This is a genomic window from Acidithiobacillus sp. AC3, from assembly GCF_050261095.1.
GTDB lineage: Bacteria > Pseudomonadota > Gammaproteobacteria > Acidithiobacillales > Acidithiobacillaceae > Igneacidithiobacillus > Igneacidithiobacillus copahuensis.
Genome location: NZ_CP189838.1, coordinates 145,381 through 166,235 on the forward strand (window position 1 = coordinate 145,381; position 20,855 = coordinate 166,235).

The 20,855-nt window shown below is 60.4% G+C and carries 19 protein-coding genes; 11 read left to right on the plus strand and 8 right to left on the minus strand.

What is annotated here, in order from left to right; genetic code table 11:
* Positions 1–27 precede the first annotated feature (27 nt).
* A complete protein-coding gene (locus ACQAYK_RS00695; RefSeq protein ID WP_215871351.1) occupies positions 28–975 on the plus strand; it encodes a ribose-phosphate pyrophosphokinase in 948 nt (315 codons plus the stop codon).
* A gap of 2 nt (positions 976–977) precedes the next feature.
* On the opposite strand, the gene ACQAYK_RS00700 is transcribed toward ACQAYK_RS00695, so the two are convergent.
* From ACQAYK_RS00700 to pgi, 4 genes are all read right to left on the minus strand, one after another.
* Positions 978–1,202 carry a hypothetical protein gene (locus ACQAYK_RS00700; protein WP_483167727.1) on the minus strand — a complete coding sequence of 75 codons (225 nt, stop codon included), beginning with the start codon at positions 1,200–1,202 and terminating at the stop codon, positions 978–980.
* 8 nt (positions 1,203–1,210) lie between these two features.
* On the minus strand, positions 1,211–3,691 hold the full coding sequence (locus tag ACQAYK_RS00705; RefSeq protein ID WP_483167728.1) for a penicillin-binding protein 1A: 2,481 nt from the start codon (positions 3,689–3,691) through the stop codon (positions 1,211–1,213).
* Between the two features lie 35 nt (positions 3,692–3,726).
* Positions 3,727–4,878: a D-alanyl-D-alanine carboxypeptidase family protein gene (locus ACQAYK_RS00710; protein ID WP_483167729.1), complete on the minus strand. Its 1,152-nt coding sequence runs from the start codon at positions 4,876–4,878 to the stop codon at positions 3,727–3,729.
* 69 nt (positions 4,879–4,947) lie between these two features.
* A complete protein-coding gene (gene pgi, locus ACQAYK_RS00715; protein WP_483167730.1) occupies positions 4,948–6,567 on the minus strand; it encodes a glucose-6-phosphate isomerase in 1,620 nt (539 codons plus the stop codon).
* 300 nt (positions 6,568–6,867) lie between these two features.
* Here pgi and ACQAYK_RS00720 point away from each other — a divergent pair, with 300 nt between their 5' ends.
* From ACQAYK_RS00720 to typA, 5 genes are all read left to right on the plus strand, one after another.
* Positions 6,868–8,325 (plus strand): cytochrome ubiquinol oxidase subunit I, encoded by a 1,458-nt coding sequence (locus ACQAYK_RS00720; protein WP_483167731.1) that lies wholly within the window; start codon positions 6,868–6,870, stop codon positions 8,323–8,325.
* 53 nt (positions 8,326–8,378) lie between these two features.
* Positions 8,379–9,467, plus strand: coding sequence for a cytochrome d ubiquinol oxidase subunit II (gene cydB, locus ACQAYK_RS00725; protein WP_483167732.1), 1,089 nt, complete (start codon positions 8,379–8,381; stop codon positions 9,465–9,467).
* A 114-nt stretch (positions 9,468–9,581) separates the two neighbouring features.
* A complete protein-coding gene (locus tag ACQAYK_RS00730; RefSeq protein WP_483167733.1) occupies positions 9,582–9,860 on the plus strand; it encodes a hypothetical protein in 279 nt (92 codons plus the stop codon).
* 131 nt (positions 9,861–9,991) lie between these two features.
* Complete coding sequence (locus tag ACQAYK_RS00735; protein ID WP_483167734.1) at positions 9,992–11,236, plus strand: porin; 1,245 nt, start codon at positions 9,992–9,994, stop codon at positions 11,234–11,236.
* Positions 11,237–11,387: 151 nt separating this feature from the next.
* Positions 11,388–13,205, plus strand: a complete 1,818-nt coding sequence (typA, locus tag ACQAYK_RS00740; protein ID WP_483167735.1) for a translational GTPase TypA — start codon at positions 11,388–11,390, stop codon at positions 13,203–13,205.
* A 20-nt stretch (positions 13,206–13,225) separates the two neighbouring features.
* Here the strand turns inward: typA and ACQAYK_RS00745 are convergent, their stop codons facing one another.
* Both ACQAYK_RS00745 and apaG read right to left on the minus strand, forming a co-directional pair.
* Positions 13,226–13,834, minus strand: a complete 609-nt coding sequence (locus ACQAYK_RS00745; protein ID WP_483167736.1) for a class I SAM-dependent methyltransferase — start codon at positions 13,832–13,834, stop codon at positions 13,226–13,228.
* A complete protein-coding gene (gene apaG, locus ACQAYK_RS00750; protein WP_483167737.1) occupies positions 13,831–14,208 on the minus strand; it encodes a Co2+/Mg2+ efflux protein ApaG in 378 nt (125 codons plus the stop codon). Before apaG ends, ACQAYK_RS00745 begins: the two co-directional genes overlap by 4 nt.
* Before the next feature lie 138 nt (positions 14,209–14,346).
* Between apaG and ACQAYK_RS00755 the strand changes: the two genes are divergently transcribed.
* Positions 14,347–15,147 carry a DNA-formamidopyrimidine glycosylase family protein gene (locus ACQAYK_RS00755; RefSeq protein WP_483167738.1) on the plus strand — a complete coding sequence of 267 codons (801 nt, stop codon included), beginning with the start codon at positions 14,347–14,349 and terminating at the stop codon, positions 15,145–15,147.
* 60 nt (positions 15,148–15,207) lie between these two features.
* On the opposite strand, the gene ACQAYK_RS00760 is transcribed toward ACQAYK_RS00755, so the two are convergent.
* Both ACQAYK_RS00760 and ACQAYK_RS00765 read right to left on the minus strand, forming a co-directional pair.
* Positions 15,208–15,651: a rhodanese-like domain-containing protein gene (locus ACQAYK_RS00760; RefSeq protein WP_483167739.1), complete on the minus strand. Its 444-nt coding sequence runs from the start codon at positions 15,649–15,651 to the stop codon at positions 15,208–15,210.
* A 168-nt stretch (positions 15,652–15,819) separates the two neighbouring features.
* Positions 15,820–17,082 (minus strand): ISNCY family transposase, encoded by a 1,263-nt coding sequence (locus ACQAYK_RS00765; RefSeq protein WP_483167386.1) that lies wholly within the window; start codon positions 17,080–17,082, stop codon positions 15,820–15,822.
* A gap of 177 nt (positions 17,083–17,259) precedes the next feature.
* Between ACQAYK_RS00765 and glnA the strand changes: the two genes are divergently transcribed.
* The 4 genes from glnA (at position 17,260) to ACQAYK_RS00785 (ending at position 20,855) form a co-directional block, all read left to right on the plus strand.
* Positions 17,260–18,702 carry a glutamate--ammonia ligase gene (gene glnA / locus ACQAYK_RS00770; protein WP_480082215.1) on the plus strand — a complete coding sequence of 481 codons (1,443 nt, stop codon included), beginning with the start codon at positions 17,260–17,262 and terminating at the stop codon, positions 18,700–18,702.
* Positions 18,703–18,812: 110 nt separating this feature from the next.
* A complete protein-coding gene (locus ACQAYK_RS00775; protein ID WP_226827327.1) occupies positions 18,813–19,337 on the plus strand; it encodes a DUF4124 domain-containing protein in 525 nt (174 codons plus the stop codon).
* An 85-nt stretch (positions 19,338–19,422) separates the two neighbouring features.
* Positions 19,423–20,181: a 5'/3'-nucleotidase SurE gene (gene surE / locus ACQAYK_RS00780; protein WP_215872602.1), complete on the plus strand. Its 759-nt coding sequence runs from the start codon at positions 19,423–19,425 to the stop codon at positions 20,179–20,181.
* The gene (locus tag ACQAYK_RS00785) at positions 20,157–20,855 is read left to right on the plus strand and encodes a protein-L-isoaspartate(D-aspartate) O-methyltransferase (RefSeq protein ID WP_215872603.1); all 699 of its coding nucleotides are present in this window, start codon (positions 20,157–20,159) and stop codon (positions 20,853–20,855) included. The genes surE and ACQAYK_RS00785 overlap by 25 nt, the downstream gene beginning before the upstream one ends.

The following is a 20,855-nucleotide window of genomic DNA, read 5'->3' on the forward strand; positions in this document are numbered from 1 at the left end:
GGACAGTGCAGAGGTATCCATCCTTTCATGTCTCACGGTAGCCTGATGGTATTCAGCGGGAACGCCAATCCCGCCCTGGCAGCACAGATCGTCAAATTTCTCCAGATTCCCCTGGGGCGGGCGGAAGTCAGCCGCTTCAGTGACGGTGAGGTCTTCGTCGAGATTCTGGAAAATGTCCGCGGTCATGACGTTTTCGTTTTGCAACCCACCTGTGCCCCGACCAACGATCATCTCATGGAACTGCTGGCCATGATCGACGCCCTCAAGCGCGCTTCGGCCAATCGCATTACTGCCGTCATGCCGTACTTTGGCTATGCGCGGCAGGATCGCAAATCCCGTGCCCGCACCGCGATCACCGCCAAACTCGTCGCCGATCTGGTAACCACCGCCGGCGCGCACCGCGTCCTGACCATGGACCTGCATGCGGACCAGATCCAGGGCTTTTTCGACGTTCCGGTAGACAACATCTATGCCTCCCCCATTCTGCTCGGCGATATCTGGCGGCAGAATCCGGAAAACCTCATGGTGGTATCCCCCGACGTTGGTGGCGTGGTGCGCGCCCGTGCCATCGCCAAACGTCTGGAAGTCGATCTCGCCATCATCGACAAACGCCGCCCGCGTCCCAACGAATCGGTGGTCATGAACATCATCGGTGAAGTGGATGGACGCAGCTGTGTGTTGGTGGATGACATGGTCGATACCGCCAATACCCTTTGCGAGGCAGCCCATGCCCTGAAGACGCGCGGGGCCCTGCGTGTGAGCGCCTACTGCACCCACCCGGTGCTATCGGGTAAGGCGATCGAGCGCATCAGCGGCTCCGATCTCGACGAACTGGTGGTGACCGATACCATCCCCCTGAGCAGCGAGGCACGTGCCTGTGACAAGATCCGCGTGCTTTCCGTTGCCGAACTCTTTGCCGAAACCATCCGTCGGATTGCCGAGGAAGATTCCGTCAGCTCCCTGTTCATGGACTGAGTTCAGGAGTACGGGGCGGCCTGACCGTCGAGGGTTTTGTGTTCGGGCAGTCGCGGGGCAGGAGTTGCGACATTTCCTGCGATGACGGTCAACGGATGCGGGTCGGGCCGGTCCACATTATTTACCAGCCAGTCATGCATCCAAAAATAGGCGACGACTGCCAAAATAATGATCAGCGTCGCCCAGATCCACGCGTAGCTCGATCCGCTATTCCTTTCTTCCGTCATCCCTGCTCCTAAAAAATTTTCATCAAGGCACGCACAAAACTCTGCTCTTGCTGCTGTCGTGGCGCCTTGGCTGCCGGAGGCAGATAGCCTGCCAAAAAGTATCCCAGCTTACTAGGGCCACTATCTTTCCCAGGATCGGCCAAGGTGCCGGTCTGCGGATCGTAACGCGCGGTGACGACGTCGGGCGGCCGGAAAAAGCCGGTGTCCGGTTTGCCCTTCAGTGCCGTTCCCATGTAGCGGATCCAGATCGGCAAGGCCTCGCGGGCGCCCGCCGCCCAGGTCCCCATGGTATGGTTATCGTCATAACCCACCCATACCGAGGTCGTGATTTCTGGATTGAAGCCATTGAACCAGGCGTTTTCTTCGGCATTGGTGGTGCCGGTCTTTCCGGCGAGGTCATGGCGATGCAGAATCTGCGCGGCAACTCCGGTGCCAACCCGGATCACCCTTTCCATCATCCGCGTCATCAGGTAGGCCACCCCCGGCGAGATGACCGTCTGCCGGGCCGGTGGCTGATAGGCGAGGGGGCAGTGCAGAAGCGCCACGTCGGTGCCGTTGGCGGTGACTACCTTGCGAATGAGATAGGGGTGAGGCAGAAAGCCGCCACTGGAGAAGGCGGCATAGGCGCGCGCCATCTGCAGGGGGCTGAAATCGCCGGCACCCAGTACCATCGATGGGGTTGCCGGCACCTGTTTGGCGGGAAAGCCGAAGCGCTGCACATAGGTCTTCGCATAGGGAATGCCTACATCCATGAGCAGGCGTACGCTCGGCACGTTGTGGGAATCGGCGAGATCCTCCCAAATCGGGAACGGGGTATTGGAAAAGGTGCGGCTGTAGTTGGTCGGCGCGTAGATCTGCCCGTCCGCCAGATGGATGATCAGGGGGGTGTCAGCAATCAACGAAACCGGGGTGTAGTAGCCCTTGTGACCACTGGCCAACAGCGTTGGCGCGTCGATGGCCGAGGAATAGACGAAGGGCTTGAAGCCGGACCCCGGTTGCCGGTAGGAATACAGGGCGCGATCAAAATGACTGAGTTCGTAGCTGAAGCCCCCAACCAGGGCCAGGATGGCGCCGCTGTGGCTATTCAGCGAAACCAGGGCGCCCTGGACGTGCGGGATCTGCGCCAACTGCCAGCCAGCGTGCGGAACCTCATGCCAGACCTTGGTGCCCCAGACAGGATTGCCCGTCCCTTCCGTCGCTGCGGCGACATAGTGCCGCACCCAGATGAGATCGCCTGCTGCCAGCACCTGATTCACGCTCGTCGGGCGCTGGCCGTTGGGGCGTAGCCGGGCCCAAGCGACGTCTTTGAGCCCCAGGTCGGCCTGGCGTTGTCCTTCGATGTCAATTCGCGCTCTCTGTGCATCGACTTTTTCCACCACCGCCCAGCGCAGGTTGGCCGGGTTGAAGTCCGGTAACATGGGGGGGCGCTGCCCGTGCACAGCCGCCTGCAACATCTCGCCCCGCAGCTGTGCAATTGGGCCACGCCAAGCCTTCGGATCCATACTGTCGAGGCCCATGCCATAGTTTTCCAGGCCAATCGCCACATCCTGGCTGGCTGCCTGCTGATCGCGCGGATCGATGCTGGTGTAGACCCGTAAGCCACTGCGGTAAGTGAAGTCCGGCCCAAAATGCTTTTCCAGCCAGCTGCGAATCCAGTCGGTGGCGTAAGGGGCCAGATTGCTTGCTGGGGCGTGGTAGTGGGCGCGAATCGGCTCGGCCATGGCGCGTTGCGCGGCTGCCTCGCTGATGAAGCCCTGTTTCGCCATCCGCCGCAATACATAATCGCGCCGGGTCTTGGCCGAGGCTGGCGAAGCGATGGGGTTGAACACCGACGGGGCAGCCGGTAAACCCGCCAGGGTCGCCATCTCGCCCAGGCTCAGTTGCGAGACCGTCTTGCCGTAATAGGTCTCAGCGGCGGCCTGCACTCCGTAGGCCCCCTCGCCCAGATAGATCTTGTTGACGTAGAGATCGAGGATCTGCGCACGGTCGAGATGTTGCGCCAATTTATAGGCAAGCAGGATCTCTGCCACCTTGCGGGTAATGGTCTTTTTCGGGGTCAGGTAAAAATTACGGGCAACCTGCTCGGTAATCGTGCTGGCCCCCTGCACCGGTCCCCAATGGATGAGATCCACCCAGGCAGCGCGAATGATTCCAGGAAAACTGACCGGATAATACAACGGGTTGTGGCTGTAGAACTTGGAGTTTTCCGCAGCAATGAAGGCGTCCTGCAGATGCCTTGGAACCTGGCTCAGGGGTAGCGCATAGCGCAATTGCGGGCCGATGACCTGCAGGAGCTTACCGTTGTCAGCATAGATGCGCAGTGGTTCGGCCGGATGCCAATGCTCTAACGCATGCACCGGTGGCAGTTCTTCCCAGATACGATAGGTCCAGAATCCGATGGCTACGGCAGCATCGAGAAACACGAAGAGAACGACAAAGACCAGCCAGAACCGCCAGCTGCGATGGCGGAAGAAGGTAGTTGCAGTCATCGTTCAGAACTCGCGGGAGCGCGCTGGCGCGCCGCTCACAGCGCACCCTGTGCGCGATGCCAGAGACGGCTGAACCAGCCAGCCTTGGCCACGGCATTTTTCGCCAGGACCGGCTCCGACTTCAGGACCTTGCCTTGCCAGAGGAGGTCGAGGGTCCCCACGCTGCTATTGGCCTTGATCGGGGCCTGCAGGTTGCTGGCGGCGACGAAGCGGCTTTGCACCTTGCCCTGACTGGGCCGGGGAACGGCCACGGCGATGGCTTTGGGGGTGATGACCGAGAGCGTTTCCGGACTCCAGTCGATCCGCTTCAACTGCGCCACTACCGCGCCGGCGGGATAGACCTGCTGTTGCTGCCAGCCATGGAAACCGTAATGCAACATGGCCGAGGCATCGGTACCGGCAACGGCGCGTGAGCTGGCGCCTAGGATGACCGCCACCAGGCCTCGGCCATCCTGGCTGGCGCTGACGGCCAGATCCCAGTTGTTGGCGGAGGCCAAGCCCACTCCCAGACCGGTGATACCTTGCTGGCCTGCCAGCGGGTTGTAGTTGTACTGAGTGATCTTGTTGTAGCGGTAACTTGCCTGCCCTGCGACCTTCTCCACCTGCGGGAATTTCACCAGCAGGGCGCGGGCCAGGCGGGCGATGTCCAGCGCCGTACTGCGCTGTCCGGGTGTCGGCATGCCATCGGGATTGACGAAATGGGTCTGGGTCAGGCCCATGCTGGCGGCTTCGCGGTTCATCAGGTCGACAAAACCGCCAACACTGCCTGCTACCGACTGGGCAATGGCAATGGCGGCGTCATTACCGCCGTCGATCAGCAGGCCATGGGTCAGCTGGTCGACGGTTACCGGCAGCCCGGGTTGGATGAACATGCGCGAGCCCGCGGCATGCCAGGCATCGACGCTTACCGAGACGTGCTGGTCGGGTTGTAACATCTTCTGCGCTTCTGCCTGATAGAGCAGATAGGCCGTCATCAGCTTTACCAAGCCCGAGGGGTCATAGCTCGCTTGCCCGTTCTGGTCGAGCAGGACCTGATCGGTATTCACGTCGATCAGTACTGCCGCCTTGACGCCAGAAATCTGCGGCGTCGGCATAGGTGGTGCTGCGGGCAGGGTGGGTGTGGGTACGATGGCATAGGCAGTGCTGGAGACCAGCAAAACAGCAAAAAACGCGGCGGTTTTCTTCATGGGGGCGGCAGAACTCTTCAGGAAAGATTTTCCTTTGGAAAAACTGCCGCCGGGAAAAGTTCCCGCCGCTTAGCTGCGGCTGGCGCGGTAGCGCTCGATCAGCGCCTGGGTAGAGCTGTCATGGGAATGATGTGTCTTGCCCTGTAGATCCGATTCGACGCGCGTAGCCAGGACCTTGCCGAGTTCCACTCCCCATTGGTCAAAGGAATCGATGCCCCAGATCACCCCCTGGGTGAAGACGCTGTGTTCGTAGAGGGCGACCAGGGCGCCCAGAGAGAACGGCGTGAGGGCATCGACAAGAAGCAGGTTGCTGGGCCGATTGCCGGGCGAGACCCGATGGGGAATCTGTGTCTCGGCTACCCCCAGGGCACGCAGTTCGTCCGCCGAGCGGCCGAAGGCCAGGGCCTCACTTTGTGCAAAGAGATTGGCCATGAGCAGGTCGTGTTGATCGCTGTATTCGCTTAAGGGGGCGATAAAACCAAGCAAATCGCAGGGCACCAAACGGGTTCCCTGGTGCAGCAGTTGATAAAAGGAATGTTGGCCGTCGGTGCCTGGCTCCCCCCAGATGATCGGGCCGGTATCCGCTGCGAGAGGGGTCCCCGCCAGATCTACCCGCTTGCCGTTACTCTCCATCTGCAGTTGCTGCAGATAGGCGGGAAAGCGGGCGAGGTCGTGGGCGTAGGGCAGGACCGCCTGGCTCTGCGCGCCCCAGAAGTTGTTGTACCAGACCGAGATCAGGCCGAGCAGGACCGGAAGGTTCTGCTCCAGTTCGGCATGCCGAAAGTGCTCATCCATGGCATGGAAGCCGCGCAACATCTCGGTAAAGGCCGCCGAGCCGATTGCCAGCATGGTGGCCAGACCGATGGCAGAATCCATCGAATAGCGCCCACCTACCCAGTCCCAAAAGCCAAAACTATGCTCTGGATTCATACCAAAGGCGGCGACCGCCTGGTCATTGGTGGAGACAGCAACGAAGTGTTGCTCCACCGCCGCCTCGCCCAGGGCCGCCACCAGCCAGCGTCGGGCGGCGTGCGCATTGGTCATGGTTTCCAGGGTAGTAAAAGTCTTCGAGGCAATGATGAACAGGCTTTGCTCGGGGTCGAGTTCCGCGAGCACCGCCGCCAGAGCAGCGCCATCGACGTTGGCAACGAAATATTCCCGCACGCCCGCGATCCGCTGCTGGCGCAAGGCCCGATAGGCCATCTCCGGCCCCAGGTAAGAGCCGCCGATGCCGATATTGACGATCTGGCGCAGGGGTTTGCCCGTCGCTCCCAGCCATTCGCCCTGGTGGACCTTGTCGCAAAAGGCCATCATGCGCTGCAGAACGGCGTGTACCTCCGGCACGACGCTGACGCCCTGATCGCAGATCTGGGCGTCTATCGGTGCGCGCAGGGCACAATGCAGGACGGCGCGATCTTCCGTGCTATTGATATGCTCGCCAGCGAACATGGCGGCGCGCCGCGCTTCCAGACTGCGCTCCCGCGCCAGATCGAGCAGCGCCGCCAGAGTTTCTTGCCGCAGCCAGTTCTTCGAGTAGTCCAGGTAGATGCCACAGGCCTCGGCGGTCATGTGGCGGCCACGCTCGGGATCCGCGTCGAAGAGGTCGGCGATCTTCGAATTACCCCAATCCTCTCGTTGCTTCTGCACGTGTTGCCAGGCCGGTAGATCCTGCAATCTTGCTGCGCACATGTTCACTCTCCTGGGCTTGCCAAGTTGATTGGGAGATACTGTAGAAAGAGTAGGAGAAGGGCATGGCAGCTGCAAGGGTAAAAATGAAATAAAATATCTAGAGATATAATTATATTGGGTTATTTGGACGATGGTGGTGCAAATAAACCGACCGTTTTGGTGCTTTTGAACGGGCCGCGACTGGCTATATCACCAAATCCTTATTCTTTCTGCCATTCCCTCCGCCAGAAATGTGGCACGCGCTTTGCTGATGCAGACTCAGTAGTTCATCTATAACCTTAGCGAGTCGAGGAATCAGCAATGATCATCGAAAACAGTTTACCCGTCCTGCTCAGTCGGCTGGACTTTGCGTGGATCACGACCATGCACATCCTCTGGACGCCGTTGACCATCGGCATGTCCTGGCTATTATTTTTCCTGGAGATTGCTTGGCTGCGTACCGGTGACGAGCGCTGGTATAAGCTCAATCGCTTCTTCGAGAAAATCTTCATCATCAACTTTGGTGCCGGTGTGGCGACCGGGGTGACCATGGAAATGGCCTTCGGTATCCTCTATGGTCCCTTCTCCCAGGCTGTCGGCCCTTTCTTCGGCAATATCCTGGGTTTCGAGACCATTACTGCCTTCATGTATGAGGCCGGCTTCATTGGTCTGATGGTCTTTGGTTGGGGCAAGGTCAGCAAGGGCATGCACGCCTTTGCCACGTTCAATGTTGGCCTGTCCTCCAGTCTCTCGGCGATGTGGATTCTGGTCGCCAATTCCTGGATGCAGACCCCCAACGGTGTCGTGCTCAAGGATGGCCTCTTCCAGGTCGAGAACTGGTGGCACGCCATCCTCAATGACAACTTTGTCTGGGGTTTCCCGCACATGTGGGTCGCTACCGTTGAACTGGCGTTGTTTGTGATGGCCGGCGTGAGCGCCTGGTTCATCCTGAAGAATCGCAACGCCGATCTCTTCACCAAGATGCTCAAGCCCACCCTGCTCGCCCTGCTCATCGTGACGCCGATCCAGATCTTTATTGGTGATAGTGTGGGTAAGGATGTGGCCGATACCCAGCCGACCTCGCTGGCGGCCATGGAAGGGCACTACCATACCTATCTTCCGGACGGAAAACCCAACACCAGCTGGAATCTGATCGCCATCCCCAATGCCAACAATGATGGCAACATCTTTCAGATTGCCATCCCGCACGTCTTGAGCCTGCTGGAAACGCATACCTGGGACGGCGCGGTGAAGGGCATGGACCAGTTCGCGCCCGAGGATCGTCCTGACGTTTGGGTACCCTTCTACTCCTTCCGCGTGATGGTGGCGATTGGCTTCTTCCTCTTCTTCGTAGCACTCTGGGGGAACTGGCTGCGCCTGCGCGGCAAGCTCAATGCCGAATCGCTACGTAAGCATCCCTGGTTCTTGCGGGCGGTGGTCTTCTCGGCCTTCCTGCCTTACCTCGCCATCTGGACTGGTTGGTGGGTGCGTGAAATCGGCCGCCAGCCCTGGGTGGTCTACGGCATGATGCGCACCTACGAAGGCGTCAGCCACATGAGTGTCGCCCAGGAAGTCATCTGGTTTGCCGGCTATATCGTCTTTGAACTCCTGGTTTGGGCGGGTGCCTGGTACTTTTTCGCCCGCGTCATTGCCAAGGGGGTGGACGGTATTGCTCCATCGGATCAGCTCTTCCATCACGGGGAAGAGGGCGATGCGCACGCCGGCGGTGGACACGCGCAGGCCAGTTTCGCCAAGCCGATGCTGAAGGCTGAACGCTAAGCCGCGTGGGGTGGCCTGTGCCACCTCATTACCTGATTTTGACGGAGGTCACCATGGATTTTACCCACGACATCGTGCGGATTACCTCGGCTCTTTCCACTTGGTGGTGGATTTTGCTGGGCCTGATGTTTCTGTTATATATCGCTTTGGATGGCGCCGATCTGGGTGCCGGAATTTTTGCTCTGTTTTCCAAGGATGAAGACGAGCGCGGCGCCATCATGGCGTCAATGGCCGGTTTTTGGGATGGCAACGAGACCTGGCTGGTCGTGGCCGGCGGCGTGCTTTTCGGCGCCTTCCCGCTGGTCTATGGCTCAGCGTTCAACTACCTGATGATTCCCCTGATGATCGCTCTCTGGGCTATCATCATGCGTGCCGTGGCCTTCGAGTTCCATGTGCATGCCCGTTCCAGCCGCAAGGTCTGGGGCTGGTTCTTTGCCATTGGCAGCCTGCTGGCGCCGTTTTTTGCCGGTGTCGCCCTGGGTGCCAGCCTGCAGGGCTTCCCCATGCAGAGCGGCCTGGCCATGGCGCACATTGCCGGGCGGGACTATAGCACCCCGATTATGCACTTTTCCGGCAACGCACTGACTTGGCTGACACCCTTCAGTATTTGGACCGGTTTTGGTGCGGTCATTGCTGCGGGGTTGGCCGGTGGCCTGTACCTCTGCGCTCGCTTTGTCCCGGGTGATGTAATCCACGAGCGCGCCAAGGGCTGGACCAGCCTGTTCTCCTTTTTGGCGCTGGCGGCAATCGTGGTGACCCTGGTCTGGTCCTATGCCATTTTCCCTTGGGCGGCCGCCAAGTGGACCGGCCCCAACTGGTGGGTGTGGGCGGCTTGGTTCGTGATCGTACTGTTCTTCGCCTTCAAGTCGATGAGCAACCATTCGTCCGGGCATAACTTTGTTGCCCTGCTTTGGGGAGAAGGGGTCGTCGCCCTGCTCTGGGCGGCCATGTGGGCGACCATGTACCCGTACATCGTCCCCGGCACCTGGACCATTCACGACGCCGCCAATCCGGCCAACTCGCTGGCGGTCTTCACCCTGTTCATGACCGGCTTCGTACCCATCATGATCATGTATAACTGGTACCAGATCTGGGTTTTCCGCGGACGCTTTACGAAAAAGAGCGTCTACGCTGCCCACTGATCGGGTTGGTGACAAAAAACCGGGGCACTGCCCCGGTTTTTTTGTGGGCGCGCAACTTTCCGTTTTCCCCACGGTCGTACTGTTATAACCCCAGTCACCGCAAAGCAGACCGCCATGGATAGCATTCATCTCCTTCATCAGCTCTGTGACTCCCAGTGTCCGGCCGAGTGCCTGGACTCCCTTTCCGTGCTGGATGCCCTGCTTGCAGGCCAGGAGCGCATCGACGACCGCTGGCACCGCCTTTTGCGCGGTTTGCCGGGTGCCTCGCCAGCGGAGCTCTTCGATCAGGTCTTGGAAGTGGACCGCGAACTCGGGCAGTACCGCCGCGCCATCACCTTTTTGCGCGCCAACCTGAGCGCGCGCAGCGCCGCCATGGCGAGTGGGAAACCGTAAGGGTCCCGCAAAACTCCCTTTCGTAGCGCCTCGTTGCAAAAAGTTCGTGGCATGGTGTTGCAACGACGCAAAAGGGGTGTTATAACTTCGTCCGTTGTATCTCAACAAGGCTCAATGAGGAGGAGCTTGTCATGAAGAAGAATCTTGTAGCTTTTGCAGTTGCTGCTGCTGTACTGGTTCCCGGTGCTGCCTTTGCGGCGGACAGCTCCGCCAAGGACAACGGGCCTATCCTCTACGGATATGCGCAGATCACGGGTAGCAACCAGTTTGGCACGGGTGGCCCCGAGGGCCTGATTTTTGGTGCCCACCGGATCCGTTTGGGCGTCAAGGGTGAAGCGACCCCCGGCGTGACCTACGACTTTCAGTACAAGTGGGATGGTGCGTGGATGAGCGGTGGTCCGATGGGCCCCGGTCTGACCTCTGCGGGCGCTTACAGTCCGGGCATGGGTGAATCCGGCGTCCAGGATGCCTGGATCAATTTCGGATTTGTTCCCGAAGTACAGCTGAAAGTGGGTAAGTTCCGGGTGCCGGTGGGTATGGAGCGGACTCAGTACAGCGGTGACAACTTGTGGTTCATCCAGCGTTCCATGAACCAGACCCTGGGTGCTGACCGAAGCGCCGGCGCCATGTTCCACAGTGCTGACGTCATGAATACCGGGCTGTATTACGATCTGGGTATTTTCGACAACAGCTCCATGGACGGGAACAACGCCTTCAGCTCCAATGCATTCTACAACAATGCAACGGCGGTCACTGGTGCAGGACAAAATCCGGTCGGTGGCGTCATGACCAATGGGTCCGGTAAGTATATGTTCGCCGGTATGGTTGGCTACAAGGTTAATCCCTTGTTGAACGTTGAAATCTCAGGCGCGCGCTCTGACACGGCCAAGTCCGGTCCTCTGGCTGATGGCTATGTAGGAGCCAATCAGATCGATTCCTGGAACGTTGGTGTTCGTGGCGGCATGATGGGCATGAAGTACATGGCGGAATACAGTCATGCAAATGGCTACGGCGGTATTGAAGGCTTGCGGGGAAGCGACTGGTATGTGGCCCTGGCAGCTAACCTGCGCGACATGACCCTGACCTCCTTGGATATTGAGCCTGCGGTGCGCTTTGAGCGCTTTGACTGGCGCGGTGCGGCTGGTTCTGGGGTCCCCGGATCGATCAATGGTCAGTACCTGAACAACACTACCATTGGCGTCAATTATGCGTTCAACCCCAACAACCCCTATGCAGCTCGGGTACAGTTGAACTATGTGATTCCGACGGGTGGGTCTGGCTACCGTTACGAGTACCAGAGCTTCGGCAAGTCCTTTGCTCCGGCAAATGCGTACATCTACAACACCCTGGCTTTGCAGTTCCAGGCTGGCTTCTAAGTTCGCTTAGTGTGCCGCGGGGCGCTTGCCCCGCTTTTCGCCCCGTCACGGCTTCTTTGTGGCGGGGCGGTTTGCTTTTTGGGAGTCTTGTCGCTATAAGAGAGCCCGCTGCCTCGGTAGTCGGCTCTCTTCTGGTTTTTTGGGGAATTTTGTGTCACGTCAACTTCGTAACATCGCCATCATCGCCCACGTCGATCACGGTAAGACCACCCTGGTGGATCAATTGCTCAAGCAGTCCGGCGCCTTCGCGGCCCACCAGCAGGTGGAGGAGCGGGTGATGGACAGCAACGCCCTGGAGAAGGAGCGTGGCATCACCATCATGGCCAAGAATACGGCGGTGCAGTGGGGCGAGACCCATATCAACATCGTCGATACCCCCGGCCACGCCGACTTTGGGGCCGAGGTGGAGCGGGTGCTGGGCATGGTGGATGGCGTGCTGCTCTTGGTCGACGCGGTGGAAGGCCCCATGCCCCAGACTCGTTTTGTCACTCGCAAGGCCCTGGAGTTGGGTTTGCATCCCATTGTGGTGATCAACAAGATCGACCGTCCGGGTGCGCGGCCCGACTATGTGATCAGCGCCACCCTCGATCTTTTTGACAAGTTGGGCGCCACGGAAGAGCAGCTGGACTTTCCGGTGATCTACGCCTCGGGCCTGCAGGGCTACGCGGGCGAAGATCCCAGTGTGCGCGAAGGGGACATGCGTCCCCTCTTTGAATTGATTCTGGACAAGGTGGCAGCCCCTGAAGGCGACCCCGAGGCGCCACTGCAGATGCAGATTGCCGACCTGGATTACTCCAGCTACGTAGGGCGGATTGCCATCGGTCGGGTGCGGCGGGGCCGGATTCGCCCGGGCCAGGACGTGGTCATGCTGCAGGGGCAGGAAGCCAAGCCGGTCAAGGCGCGCATCCTGCAAGTGTTGGGCTTTGACGGCCTCAAGCGGGTACCCTGGGAAGAGGCCAGCGTCGGCGACATCATTGCCGTGACCGGCATGGAGGAACCCTCCATCGGCGCCACCATTGCCGCCCCCGAAGCCCCCGAGGCCCTGCCCTGGAAGCCCATCGACGAGCCCACCCTGAATATGAGCTTTCAGGTCAATACCAGCCCCTTCGCCGGGCGCGAAGGCAAATTCGTCACCAGCCGCCAACTGCGCGAGCGGCTCTATAAAGAGCTCCTCACCAACGTTGCCCTGCGCGTGGAAGATACCGACAACGCCGATGTGTTTCAGGTATCCGGTCGGGGGGAGCTGCATCTCACCATCCTCATCGAGAACATGCGCCGCGAGGGCTATGAGCTGGCGGTTTCTCGCCCTCGGGTCATTCAGCGGGTCGTCGATGGCGTCTCGGAAGAGCCCTATGAAGCCTTGACCATCGATGTGGAAGAGACCCATCAGGGCACGATCATGGAGCGTCTGGGCACGCGGCGCGGCGAGTTGCAGGACATGCAGCCCGATGGCCGTGGTCGGGTGCGCCTGGAGTACCGTATCCCCGCCCGTGGCCTCATTGGCTTTCATACCGAATTCATGACCGCCACTTCGGGTACCGGGGTCATCAGCCACATCTTCGATGGCTACGGCCCGGTCAAGGGTGCCATTCCGGCACGCATCAATGGCGTGCTGATCTCGGCCGAGGAGGGAGAGGCGGTAGGTTATGCCCTCTTCAATCTACAGGATCGCGGGCGGCTCTTCGTCAATCCAGGCGATAAGGTCTACGAGGGGATGGTCATCGGCATTCACAGTCGCGACAACGATCTGGTGGTCAATCCCCTGAAGGAAAAAAAGCTCACCAACATGCGTGCCTCGGGTTCGGACGAAAACATCCTGCTCACGCCGCCGATCCGCATGAGCCTCGAAGCGGCAGTGGAGTTCATTGCCGATGACGAGTTGGTGGAAGTGACGCCAGAGTCGATCCGCATCCGCAAGCGCTTTCTCAAGGAAAACGATCGAAAGAAAGCAGCGCGCAGCGGCGCTTGAGCTGCCGTCGTGGCCCCGCTCTAGACGGGGCTTTCTGTCTTTTCCAGGCGTAGGCGACGAAACCAGCCCCTCAGGGCGGCCGGTTGATCGTCCAGCAGACGTAATTCTGGGCGCTGCGCTAGCAAATCCTCGAAGACGACGTCGGTGCGCGTTGCCAGACTCGCCGAGAGCGGTGCCAAGAGTCGGCGCAGGGGTGCTCTTTGCTGCAGGCGCAGAAATTTGTCGAAGATCAGCAGCGTCCCGCCGGGGCGCAGCACGCGACTCGCCTCCGCAAGGGCTGTAGGTGGGTGTGGTACCACCGCCAGGATCAGATGCAGCAGGACGACATCAAAGCTGACATCCCGTAGAGGCAGGCGCTCAGCGTCGGCCTGCAGGAGTTGCACCTGCGCTGCCCGCGGGCGCGCTCGCGCAAGCATGGCCGCGCTGAAATCCACGGCAACATTGAAGGTCTGTGGAGGCAGGTAAGGAAAATCGAGGCCGGTTCCGGCACCGACGATCAGAATTTTCTGCGCCTCTGCTGGGATACTGGTAATGTTGGCGGCCCGTGCGGCCGATGAAAAACCCGCTACTGCGCGGTCGTAGATGGGCGCCCACAGGCCATAGGCGCGCTGCAGGCTCCAGTAGCTCAATGGAAGACGGTGGCCACGGCCAGGCGAAAGGCGGGGATAGGGGTCTCGAACTCATCGCCGTCTTCACTCACCCAATCGTAGCTGCCATGCATGCTGCCGACCGGGGTAGATAACACGGTGCCGCTGGTGTACTGGAAGCGCTCGCCCGGGGCGAGGGTGGGTTGCTCGCCGACGACGCCGGGGCCGCGCACTTCCTGTATCCGCCCGTCCGCATCGGTGATAATCCAGTGGCGGTTGCGCAGCTGCGCCGCCTTCGGACCATGATTCTCGATGCGAATCTGGTAGGCAAAGACGTAATGCTCCTGTTCCGGGCTAGATTGCTCGGAGATATAGCGGGTGTCGACCTGAATCTGGATCTCGGTCGGGACGCTCATAAATCATCGCTCCTTCGCTGGCGTTCTTGTCAGTCTATTCCCCCGCTTTCGGGCTGCCAAGTTTCCGACTGGAAGTTTCCGCCTGGCAAGGGAGCGCGGTAGACTAGGGCCGAGATGACAATGAAGTGAGTACAGACTATGGCAGAATTGCCCGAAATCGAATTGTTCAAACAAAAACTGCAACGCAGCGTGTTGCGTAAAAAGCTCGGTGCCTTGCGTCTGCAGAATGCCAAGGGTGAGCAACTCGCCGAGGCCGGCGGACTGGCGGAAGATGCCCTGCAAGGGAAGGAAATCACTGATATCCATCGCTACGGTACCCAGGTCTTTTGCGAGTTGGACCGACGCGAGATCCTTGCCCTGCAGTTGGGCGGAGATCTGGTAATGGATCTGGAGCGCGGTGCTCCAGCGGAAGAGGGCAACGATAACCGCGCGGGCCTGGAACTGGCCATCAACGCACAGTTGCGCCTGCGCTTGCAGGGGACACAACTGGGCGGTCGTCTGCGCCTGCTGGACGAGACCAGCGATGTGGATTTTCTCACCAAGCTGGGGCCGGATCCGTTGCTCGTCCCGGCAGATGGGCTGAGTCATCTGCGCGAATCGTTGGCGCGGCGTCGTAGCGCCCTGCGCAATGTGCTGCTGGATGACAGCTTTGTGACCGGCATCGGGCCGCTGTGGGCCGATGAGATTCTCTTTCAGGCGCGTTTGCGCCCGGACCGCACGGTTCCCAGCCTCAGTGAAGAGGAACGGGATCGTTTTCTGGAACAGATTCCGCAGGTCTTGCAACGGGTGCTGCGCTCGCAGGCGAAGATTCCCTTGTTGCCCAAGACCTTCCTCACCCGCCATCGGGAGGATGGGCACTGTCCGACCTGTGGGGGAGCGTTGGAGTCGCTGCCGGTTGGGGGCAAAGCGGCACTGTTTTGCCCCGCCTGTCAGATCTGAAAGGATCTGCTGCGGGTGCGGCGCCGAGCGCGGATCAGTCCGCGCTCGGCGGGGTGCTGCTCAAGGGTGGCGCCAGGGCAAACCGCTGGCCTTCCAGCCCTCTATCTTGCCGCGCTGTCCATGTTCGTCGCCCTTGCCATCAAAACCGCCAAGAATGTTGTAGGCGTGCGTGTATCCCAGGTCGGCCAGATGCTCAGCGGCGTCGGTGGAACGTCCGCCGGTACGGCAAAGCAGCAGCAACACGTCGTCCGCTTGGGTGAGGGCCTGCACCTGTCGGTCGAAATCCGGGTTGGGGGTCATGCCCGGGTAGAGCTTCCAAGGCACATGGCAACACCCTTCGACAAAGCCGGAAAATTCGAGCTCGGGATGCGAGCGCACATCGATCAATTTGGCCTTGGGGTGCTCGCGTAGAAGGGCATGGGCCTCTTCCGGGGTCAGGTCTCCCGCGTGCTTCTTGCCTTGGACCCGCTGCGCTGCGCGGGCGAATATTTCTTGTGTGTCCATGAGCTTCTCCAACTGTGAAAACGATCCCAGTATAGTGGAAATGGCGGATGTCGGCTGCGCGAGCGGTGTCGCAGCATCCCTGGCGAGGGCTAGCCCTGTCAAGGCACATTAGAAATGTCCGGTGTTGGGCAAGATAGAGATGTCCGGTTTCCTGGGTGTTGGTTTCTTTCAAGGACAATCTGAGGTGGGGTAACGACGCCAAGGGTGGTCGGCAGCAGGTCGGGATTTTTCGGACCAGCGGCGGGACGCCAGGATCGTGTCGACACGTGCGTTGAGGCCTTTGTCATCGACAGGACGAGGGATTTCCTGGGCGGGATCGAAGACCTTGTAGGGCAAGACTGCCTGGGCGGCTACTAGTTCTACTTGCCCGTTGGCATGGACCACGACATCGACTTTCCGTCCGCGCAGTGCATAACGTGGGGCACCACCGGTCTGGATGATGTAGCGTTGTCTCTGGAAAGACAGCACCAAGTCTTTGGATAGGGTACGGCGGTGGTGGATGGCGCAGATCCGGGCGAGAGTTTCTGGACTTCCATCATAGGGTTGGTGGGCGTCCTCGTCGTCGCATGCCGCCACGGCAAAGCGCGCATTGTGTTGCTGCAGGTACTGGGGGAGCCAAGCGTTGGCGGTATCCTGATCGCTGATACCCTTCAGGCGCAAGGCCTTGACCAGGCGATCCTGAAGCGTTTGGAACAGGCGTTCTACCCGACCTTTGGCCTGTGGGCTCAAGGCCTGGATGGTGGCAATTCCCAAGGCTTCGGTGGCACGCTGAAACTGCGTGGGTTCGTTGTCTTCTGGGTTGTGTTTGGTGAAGATGCTGTGCCGATCGCTGTAGAGCGCCACGGGGCAGCCATGAGTCGTGACGTAGGTCTGTAGGGCGGACAGGTAGGCCTGACTGCTTTCTACCGGCGCAAAACGGGCATACAAGACCCGACTGGTGGCATCGTCAATGAAGGCGATCAGGGTGCAGCGCGGCCCACGGCCTTCGAACCAATCGTGGGGACTGCCATCGATCTGGATCAATTCCCCCAGTCGCGCTCGGCGCGGCCTGGGTGGGTGCAGGCGCGTGCGCCGCTTGCGCTGGGCTTGCCACAGGCCCGCAGCGATCATCCAGCGACGCAGCGTCTCCTTCGATACGGTATAGCCATCTGCGCGCAGATATTCCGCTGCCAAGGTGGGGCCAAAGTCCGCATAGCGTGCCCGCACCTGCGCCAGGATGCCCTCCCGGACCGTCGTCTCTACCCTTCGGTTGGAGGGTCTGCCACGGCGTCGACTGATCAATGCCCGTGCCCCTTCCCGCTCAACCCCGCGCTGCAAGCGCCGAATCTGCCGCTCCGACAAGCCTAATGCCAGCGCTGCCTGCCCCTGACTTCGGCTCCCATCGATCACCTGCTGCAGCACCGCAAACCGCTTGAGCTCCCGCTCGCTCATCTCTATCCGCTCCTGCGTCATTCGTCCTTGCCTCTCTACTCTTCCAGGCGGACATTTCTAACGTGCCGAAAGCGGACATTACTAATTTGCTGCTACACTGGCGAGGGCTAGCCCTAGGCGTCGTCTGCATTCCGCCGTACACTTGCCGCATTGGCGCCCCAAACTGGGGCAGGTTCATTGACGAGTGCCGTGGAGGAAAAGCTCATGGGGTACAGCCCGAAAGACGTGCTGCAATTGATTTCCGAAAAAGATGTCAAGTTCATTGATTTTCGTTTTACCGACACCAAGGGCAAGGAACAGCACGTCTCGGTGCCGTCCCACACCATCGAAGAGAAGACCTTTATCGAAGGCAAGATGTTTGATGGTTCCTCCATTACCGGCTGGAAGGGCATTAACGAGTCCGACATGATCCTCATGCCCGAGGCGGGTTCGGCGGTACTCGATCCCTTCACCGACGAGGTCACCCTGATCATTCGTTGCGACGTGATCGAGCCTGCCACCGGCCAGGGCTATGAGCGCGATCCGCGCAGCCTGGCCAAGCGCGCCGAGGCGTATCTGAAGAGCACCGGCATTGCCGATACCGCCTACTTTGGGCCGGAGAACGAATTCTTCGTCTTCGATTCCGTCACCTGGCACATCGACATGAGTGGCTGCGGCTATAAGGTCGATGCCGAAGAGGCGGCCTGGAATTCCGGCAAGGAATACGAATCGGGCAACATGGGCCATCGTCCGGGCGTCAAGGGCGGCTACTTTCCGGTACCGCCGGTGGATTCGGCACAGGATCTGCGTTCGGCCATGTGTCTGGCCCTGGAGGAGATGGGCTTGACCGTCGAAGTGCACCATCACGAGGTGGCCACCGCCGGGCAGCATGAGATCGGCGTGGGCTTCAGCACCCTGACGCGCAAGGCCGATGAGGTGCAGATTCTCAAATACGTGGTGCACAACGTCGCGGCGGCCTATGGGCAGACCGCTACCTTCATGCCCAAGCCCATCGTCGGCGACAATGGCAGCGGCATGCACGTGCATCAGTCCCTGGCCAAGGATGGCAAGAACCTCTTCACCGGCGACGCCTATGGTGGTCTGTCGGAACTGGCGCTGTACTACATCGGCGGCATCATCAAGCACGCCAAGGCCATCAACGCCCTGACCAACCCCAGCACCAACAGCTACAAGCGTCTGGTGCCCCACTTCGAGGCGCCGGTGCTGCTCGCCTACTCGGCCAAGAACCGTTCGGCCTCGATTCGTATCCCCTATGTCAGTAACCCCAAGGCGCGGCGCATCGAGGTGCGTTTCCCGGATTCCACCGCCAATCCCTATCTGGCCTTTGCGGCGATGATGATGGCGGGTCTGGATGGCATCCAGAACAAGATCCATCCCGGCGATGCCATGGACAAGAACCTCTATGATCTGCCCGCCGAAGAGCAGGAGAAGATCCCCGGCGTGGCGGCTTCGCTGGAAGAGGCCCTGCGTGCCCTGGAGGCCGATCATGAGTTCCTGATGAAAGGTGGGGTCTTTACCCCGGAATGGCTGGAAGGCTACCTGGACGTGAAGTGGGCCGAAGTCCAGGCCCTGCGCGTCACCACCCATCCCGTAGAATACCAGATGTACTATAGTCTCTGAGCCTAGCTGGTTTCTGCTGCTGGAGCCCCGCCCTCGCGGGGCTTTTTACTTGCTGAACCGGCAGACTTGCGCTAATTGTTCCGGACTGAGGAATGCAGAGGAGATTGATCATGCAATCATCTGGGCGTCGCACGTGCACGCTTGCAGTTGTAGTCGCTTTGCTAAGTACCGGCCTGGCATTCGATGCACAGGCCACGATCTATCGCTGGGTTTCTCCGGATGGTGTGGTCAGTTACGGCGGAAATCCTCCCGCCAATGCGCGCCAGGTAGAGACCCTCGACGGGGCACCAATGCCTAGCGCCCCGGACCATGCCGCGCCAGCAAGTGGGCCGCTGGGCAATCGACCAGCGCAGTCGTCGCCGGAGCAGCCCGCTGCGCCGCAGAATCATGCAGATAACCAAGCACAACAGGCCCTCAAGATGCAACTGGCGGCTGCGCGCTTGCAGCTTCTGCAAGCTACTCAAGCCTACGAGAAAGGGAAAGCAGTTCGCTATGGCAATGAGCGTAATTATGCCCGCTATCTGCAGCGCATCGATAGCCTGAAAGAGGCGGTACACGTGGCGGAGCTGCGGGTAGCCCTGCTCCAGCATCAGTTGCAGCAGCAATCCTCCAGCACGCCCGAGCCGCGGAACTAGACCGCGGGACCGCGCCTGACGTACCATAGGCCAGCGGTCCAAGGCTTGCTGGATCGCCGTGCCAGTCTCCAGCCATGGATGAGCAATGCCCCGAATCCTTCTCAGTAATGATGATGGTTATCTGGCTCCCGGTCTGGCCGCCTTGGCCGAGGCGTTGCGGCCACTTGGCAGCATCGACGTGGTGGCCCCGGAGCAGGATCGCAGTGGCGCCAGCAATTCCCTCACCCTGGACCGGCCCCTACGGGTTCGCACAGGTCTCAACGGTTTCCACTATCTGGTAGGTGGCACGCCCACCGATTGCGTCCATCTCGCGGCCACTGGAATTCTTCCCGAGCCGCCCGAAATGGTGGTTTCTGGTATCAATCGCGGCGCCAATATGGGCGACGATGTCCTCTACTCCGGTACCGTCGCTGCCGCCATGGAAGGTCGCCACCTGGGTATGCCGGCCATGGCCGTCTCTCTCGTTGGACGGGAACCGGAGCATTTCCACAGCGCGGCACGGGTTGCGGCGGATTTGTTACGGGGCCTGCTGGAAAATCCCCTTCCCGGCGACACCATCCTCAATGTCAACGTCCCGGACCTGCCCTATGCCGAGTTACAGGGTTTTGAGGTCACCCGCCTCGGGCGGCGGCACAAGAGCGAGATGCTCATGCCGGCGGCCGATCCGCGGGGAGAGCCGGTGTACTGGATTGGTCCTTCGGGGCGCGAGGCGGATGGTGGTCCCGGTACGGACTTCGATGCAGTGCGGCGCGGCTGTGTCTCCATCACCCCCCTCGATCTCGACATGACCCGCTACCGCTTCATGGATGATCTCTCGCAATGGCTGCGTTGTTGCGCGCGGTGAACCCCGAAGTCGGGATGATTTCGCCGCGCACCCGGGAGCGCATGGTGGCCGCGCTGCGTGCGGCCGGTATCGACGACGAAGAGGTCCTGGCCGTAATGGCCCAGGTACCCCGGCATCTCTTTGTCGCCGAGGCGCTGGCCTGTCGCGCCTACGAGCCGGTTTCCCTGCCGATCGGCTGGGGGCAGACCATTTCTCAGCCGCTCATCGTGGCGCGGATGCTTTCTGTGCTGCGGGCCAGTGGAAATCCGCGGCGGGTTCTGGAAATTGGCACGGGCTCGGGGTACCAGACGGCGTTGCTCGCCGCGTTGGGCTATGAGGTATACAGCATCGAGCGGATCGAAGGCTTGTTTACGGCGGCGCAGGAACTTCTGCAGCGGTTGCGCGCTCCAAACGTGCGTCTGCGCTTGGGAGATGGCAGTCAGGGCTGGGAGGCGTTTGCGCCCTTCGACGCGGTGCTGTTTGCTGCTGCCGTCCCTTGTGTCTTGCCCCCCTTGTTTCACCAACTCGTCGCGGGGGGCTGTCTGCTCATGCCGCAGGCCGACACCGCCGACGGGCAGCGTCTCAAGTTTTATCGCTGGAATGGACAGGATGCCGAAGAGGAAGACCTTGGCGACTGTCGTTTTGTCCCGCTACTACCCGGGACGGTCAATCAGAGGGATCACCAAGGAGCCTGA

Coding starts and splice junctions, on each gene's coding strand:
- ACQAYK_RS00710 (WP_483167729.1), bottom strand. CDS start 4,878: ATGAAGAAAACCGCCGCGTTTTTTGCTGTTTTGCTGGTCTCCAGCACT.
- ACQAYK_RS00775 (WP_226827327.1), top strand. CDS start 18,813: ATGCAATCATCTGGGCGTCGCACGTGCACGCTTGCAGTTGTAGTCGCT.
- apaG (WP_483167737.1), bottom strand. CDS start 14,208: ATGAGCGTCCCGACCGAGATCCAGATTCAGGTCGACACCCGCTATATC.
- ACQAYK_RS00730 (WP_483167733.1), top strand. CDS start 9,582: ATGGATAGCATTCATCTCCTTCATCAGCTCTGTGACTCCCAGTGTCCG.
- ACQAYK_RS00760 (WP_483167739.1), bottom strand. CDS start 15,651: ATGGACACACAAGAAATATTCGCCCGCGCAGCGCAGCGGGTCCAAGGC.
- ACQAYK_RS00755 (WP_483167738.1), top strand. CDS start 14,347: ATGGCAGAATTGCCCGAAATCGAATTGTTCAAACAAAAACTGCAACGC.
- surE (WP_215872602.1), top strand. CDS start 19,423: ATGCCCCGAATCCTTCTCAGTAATGATGATGGTTATCTGGCTCCCGGT.
- ACQAYK_RS00720 (WP_483167731.1), top strand. CDS start 6,868: ATGATCATCGAAAACAGTTTACCCGTCCTGCTCAGTCGGCTGGACTTT.
- cydB (WP_483167732.1), top strand. CDS start 8,379: ATGGATTTTACCCACGACATCGTGCGGATTACCTCGGCTCTTTCCACT.
- pgi (WP_483167730.1), bottom strand. CDS start 6,567: ATGTGCGCAGCAAGATTGCAGGATCTACCGGCCTGGCAACACGTGCAG.
- ACQAYK_RS00765 (WP_483167386.1), bottom strand. CDS start 17,082: ATGAGCGAGCGGGAGCTCAAGCGGTTTGCGGTGCTGCAGCAGGTGATC.
- ACQAYK_RS00705 (WP_483167728.1), bottom strand. CDS start 3,691: ATGACTGCAACTACCTTCTTCCGCCATCGCAGCTGGCGGTTCTGGCTG.
- ACQAYK_RS00785 (WP_215872603.1), top strand. CDS start 20,157: ATGGCTGCGTTGTTGCGCGCGGTGAACCCCGAAGTCGGGATGATTTCG.
- ACQAYK_RS00735 (WP_483167734.1), top strand. CDS start 9,992: ATGAAGAAGAATCTTGTAGCTTTTGCAGTTGCTGCTGCTGTACTGGTT.
- ACQAYK_RS00700 (WP_483167727.1), bottom strand. CDS start 1,202: ATGACGGAAGAAAGGAATAGCGGATCGAGCTACGCGTGGATCTGGGCG.
- ACQAYK_RS00695 (WP_215871351.1), top strand. CDS start 28: ATGTCTCACGGTAGCCTGATGGTATTCAGCGGGAACGCCAATCCCGCC.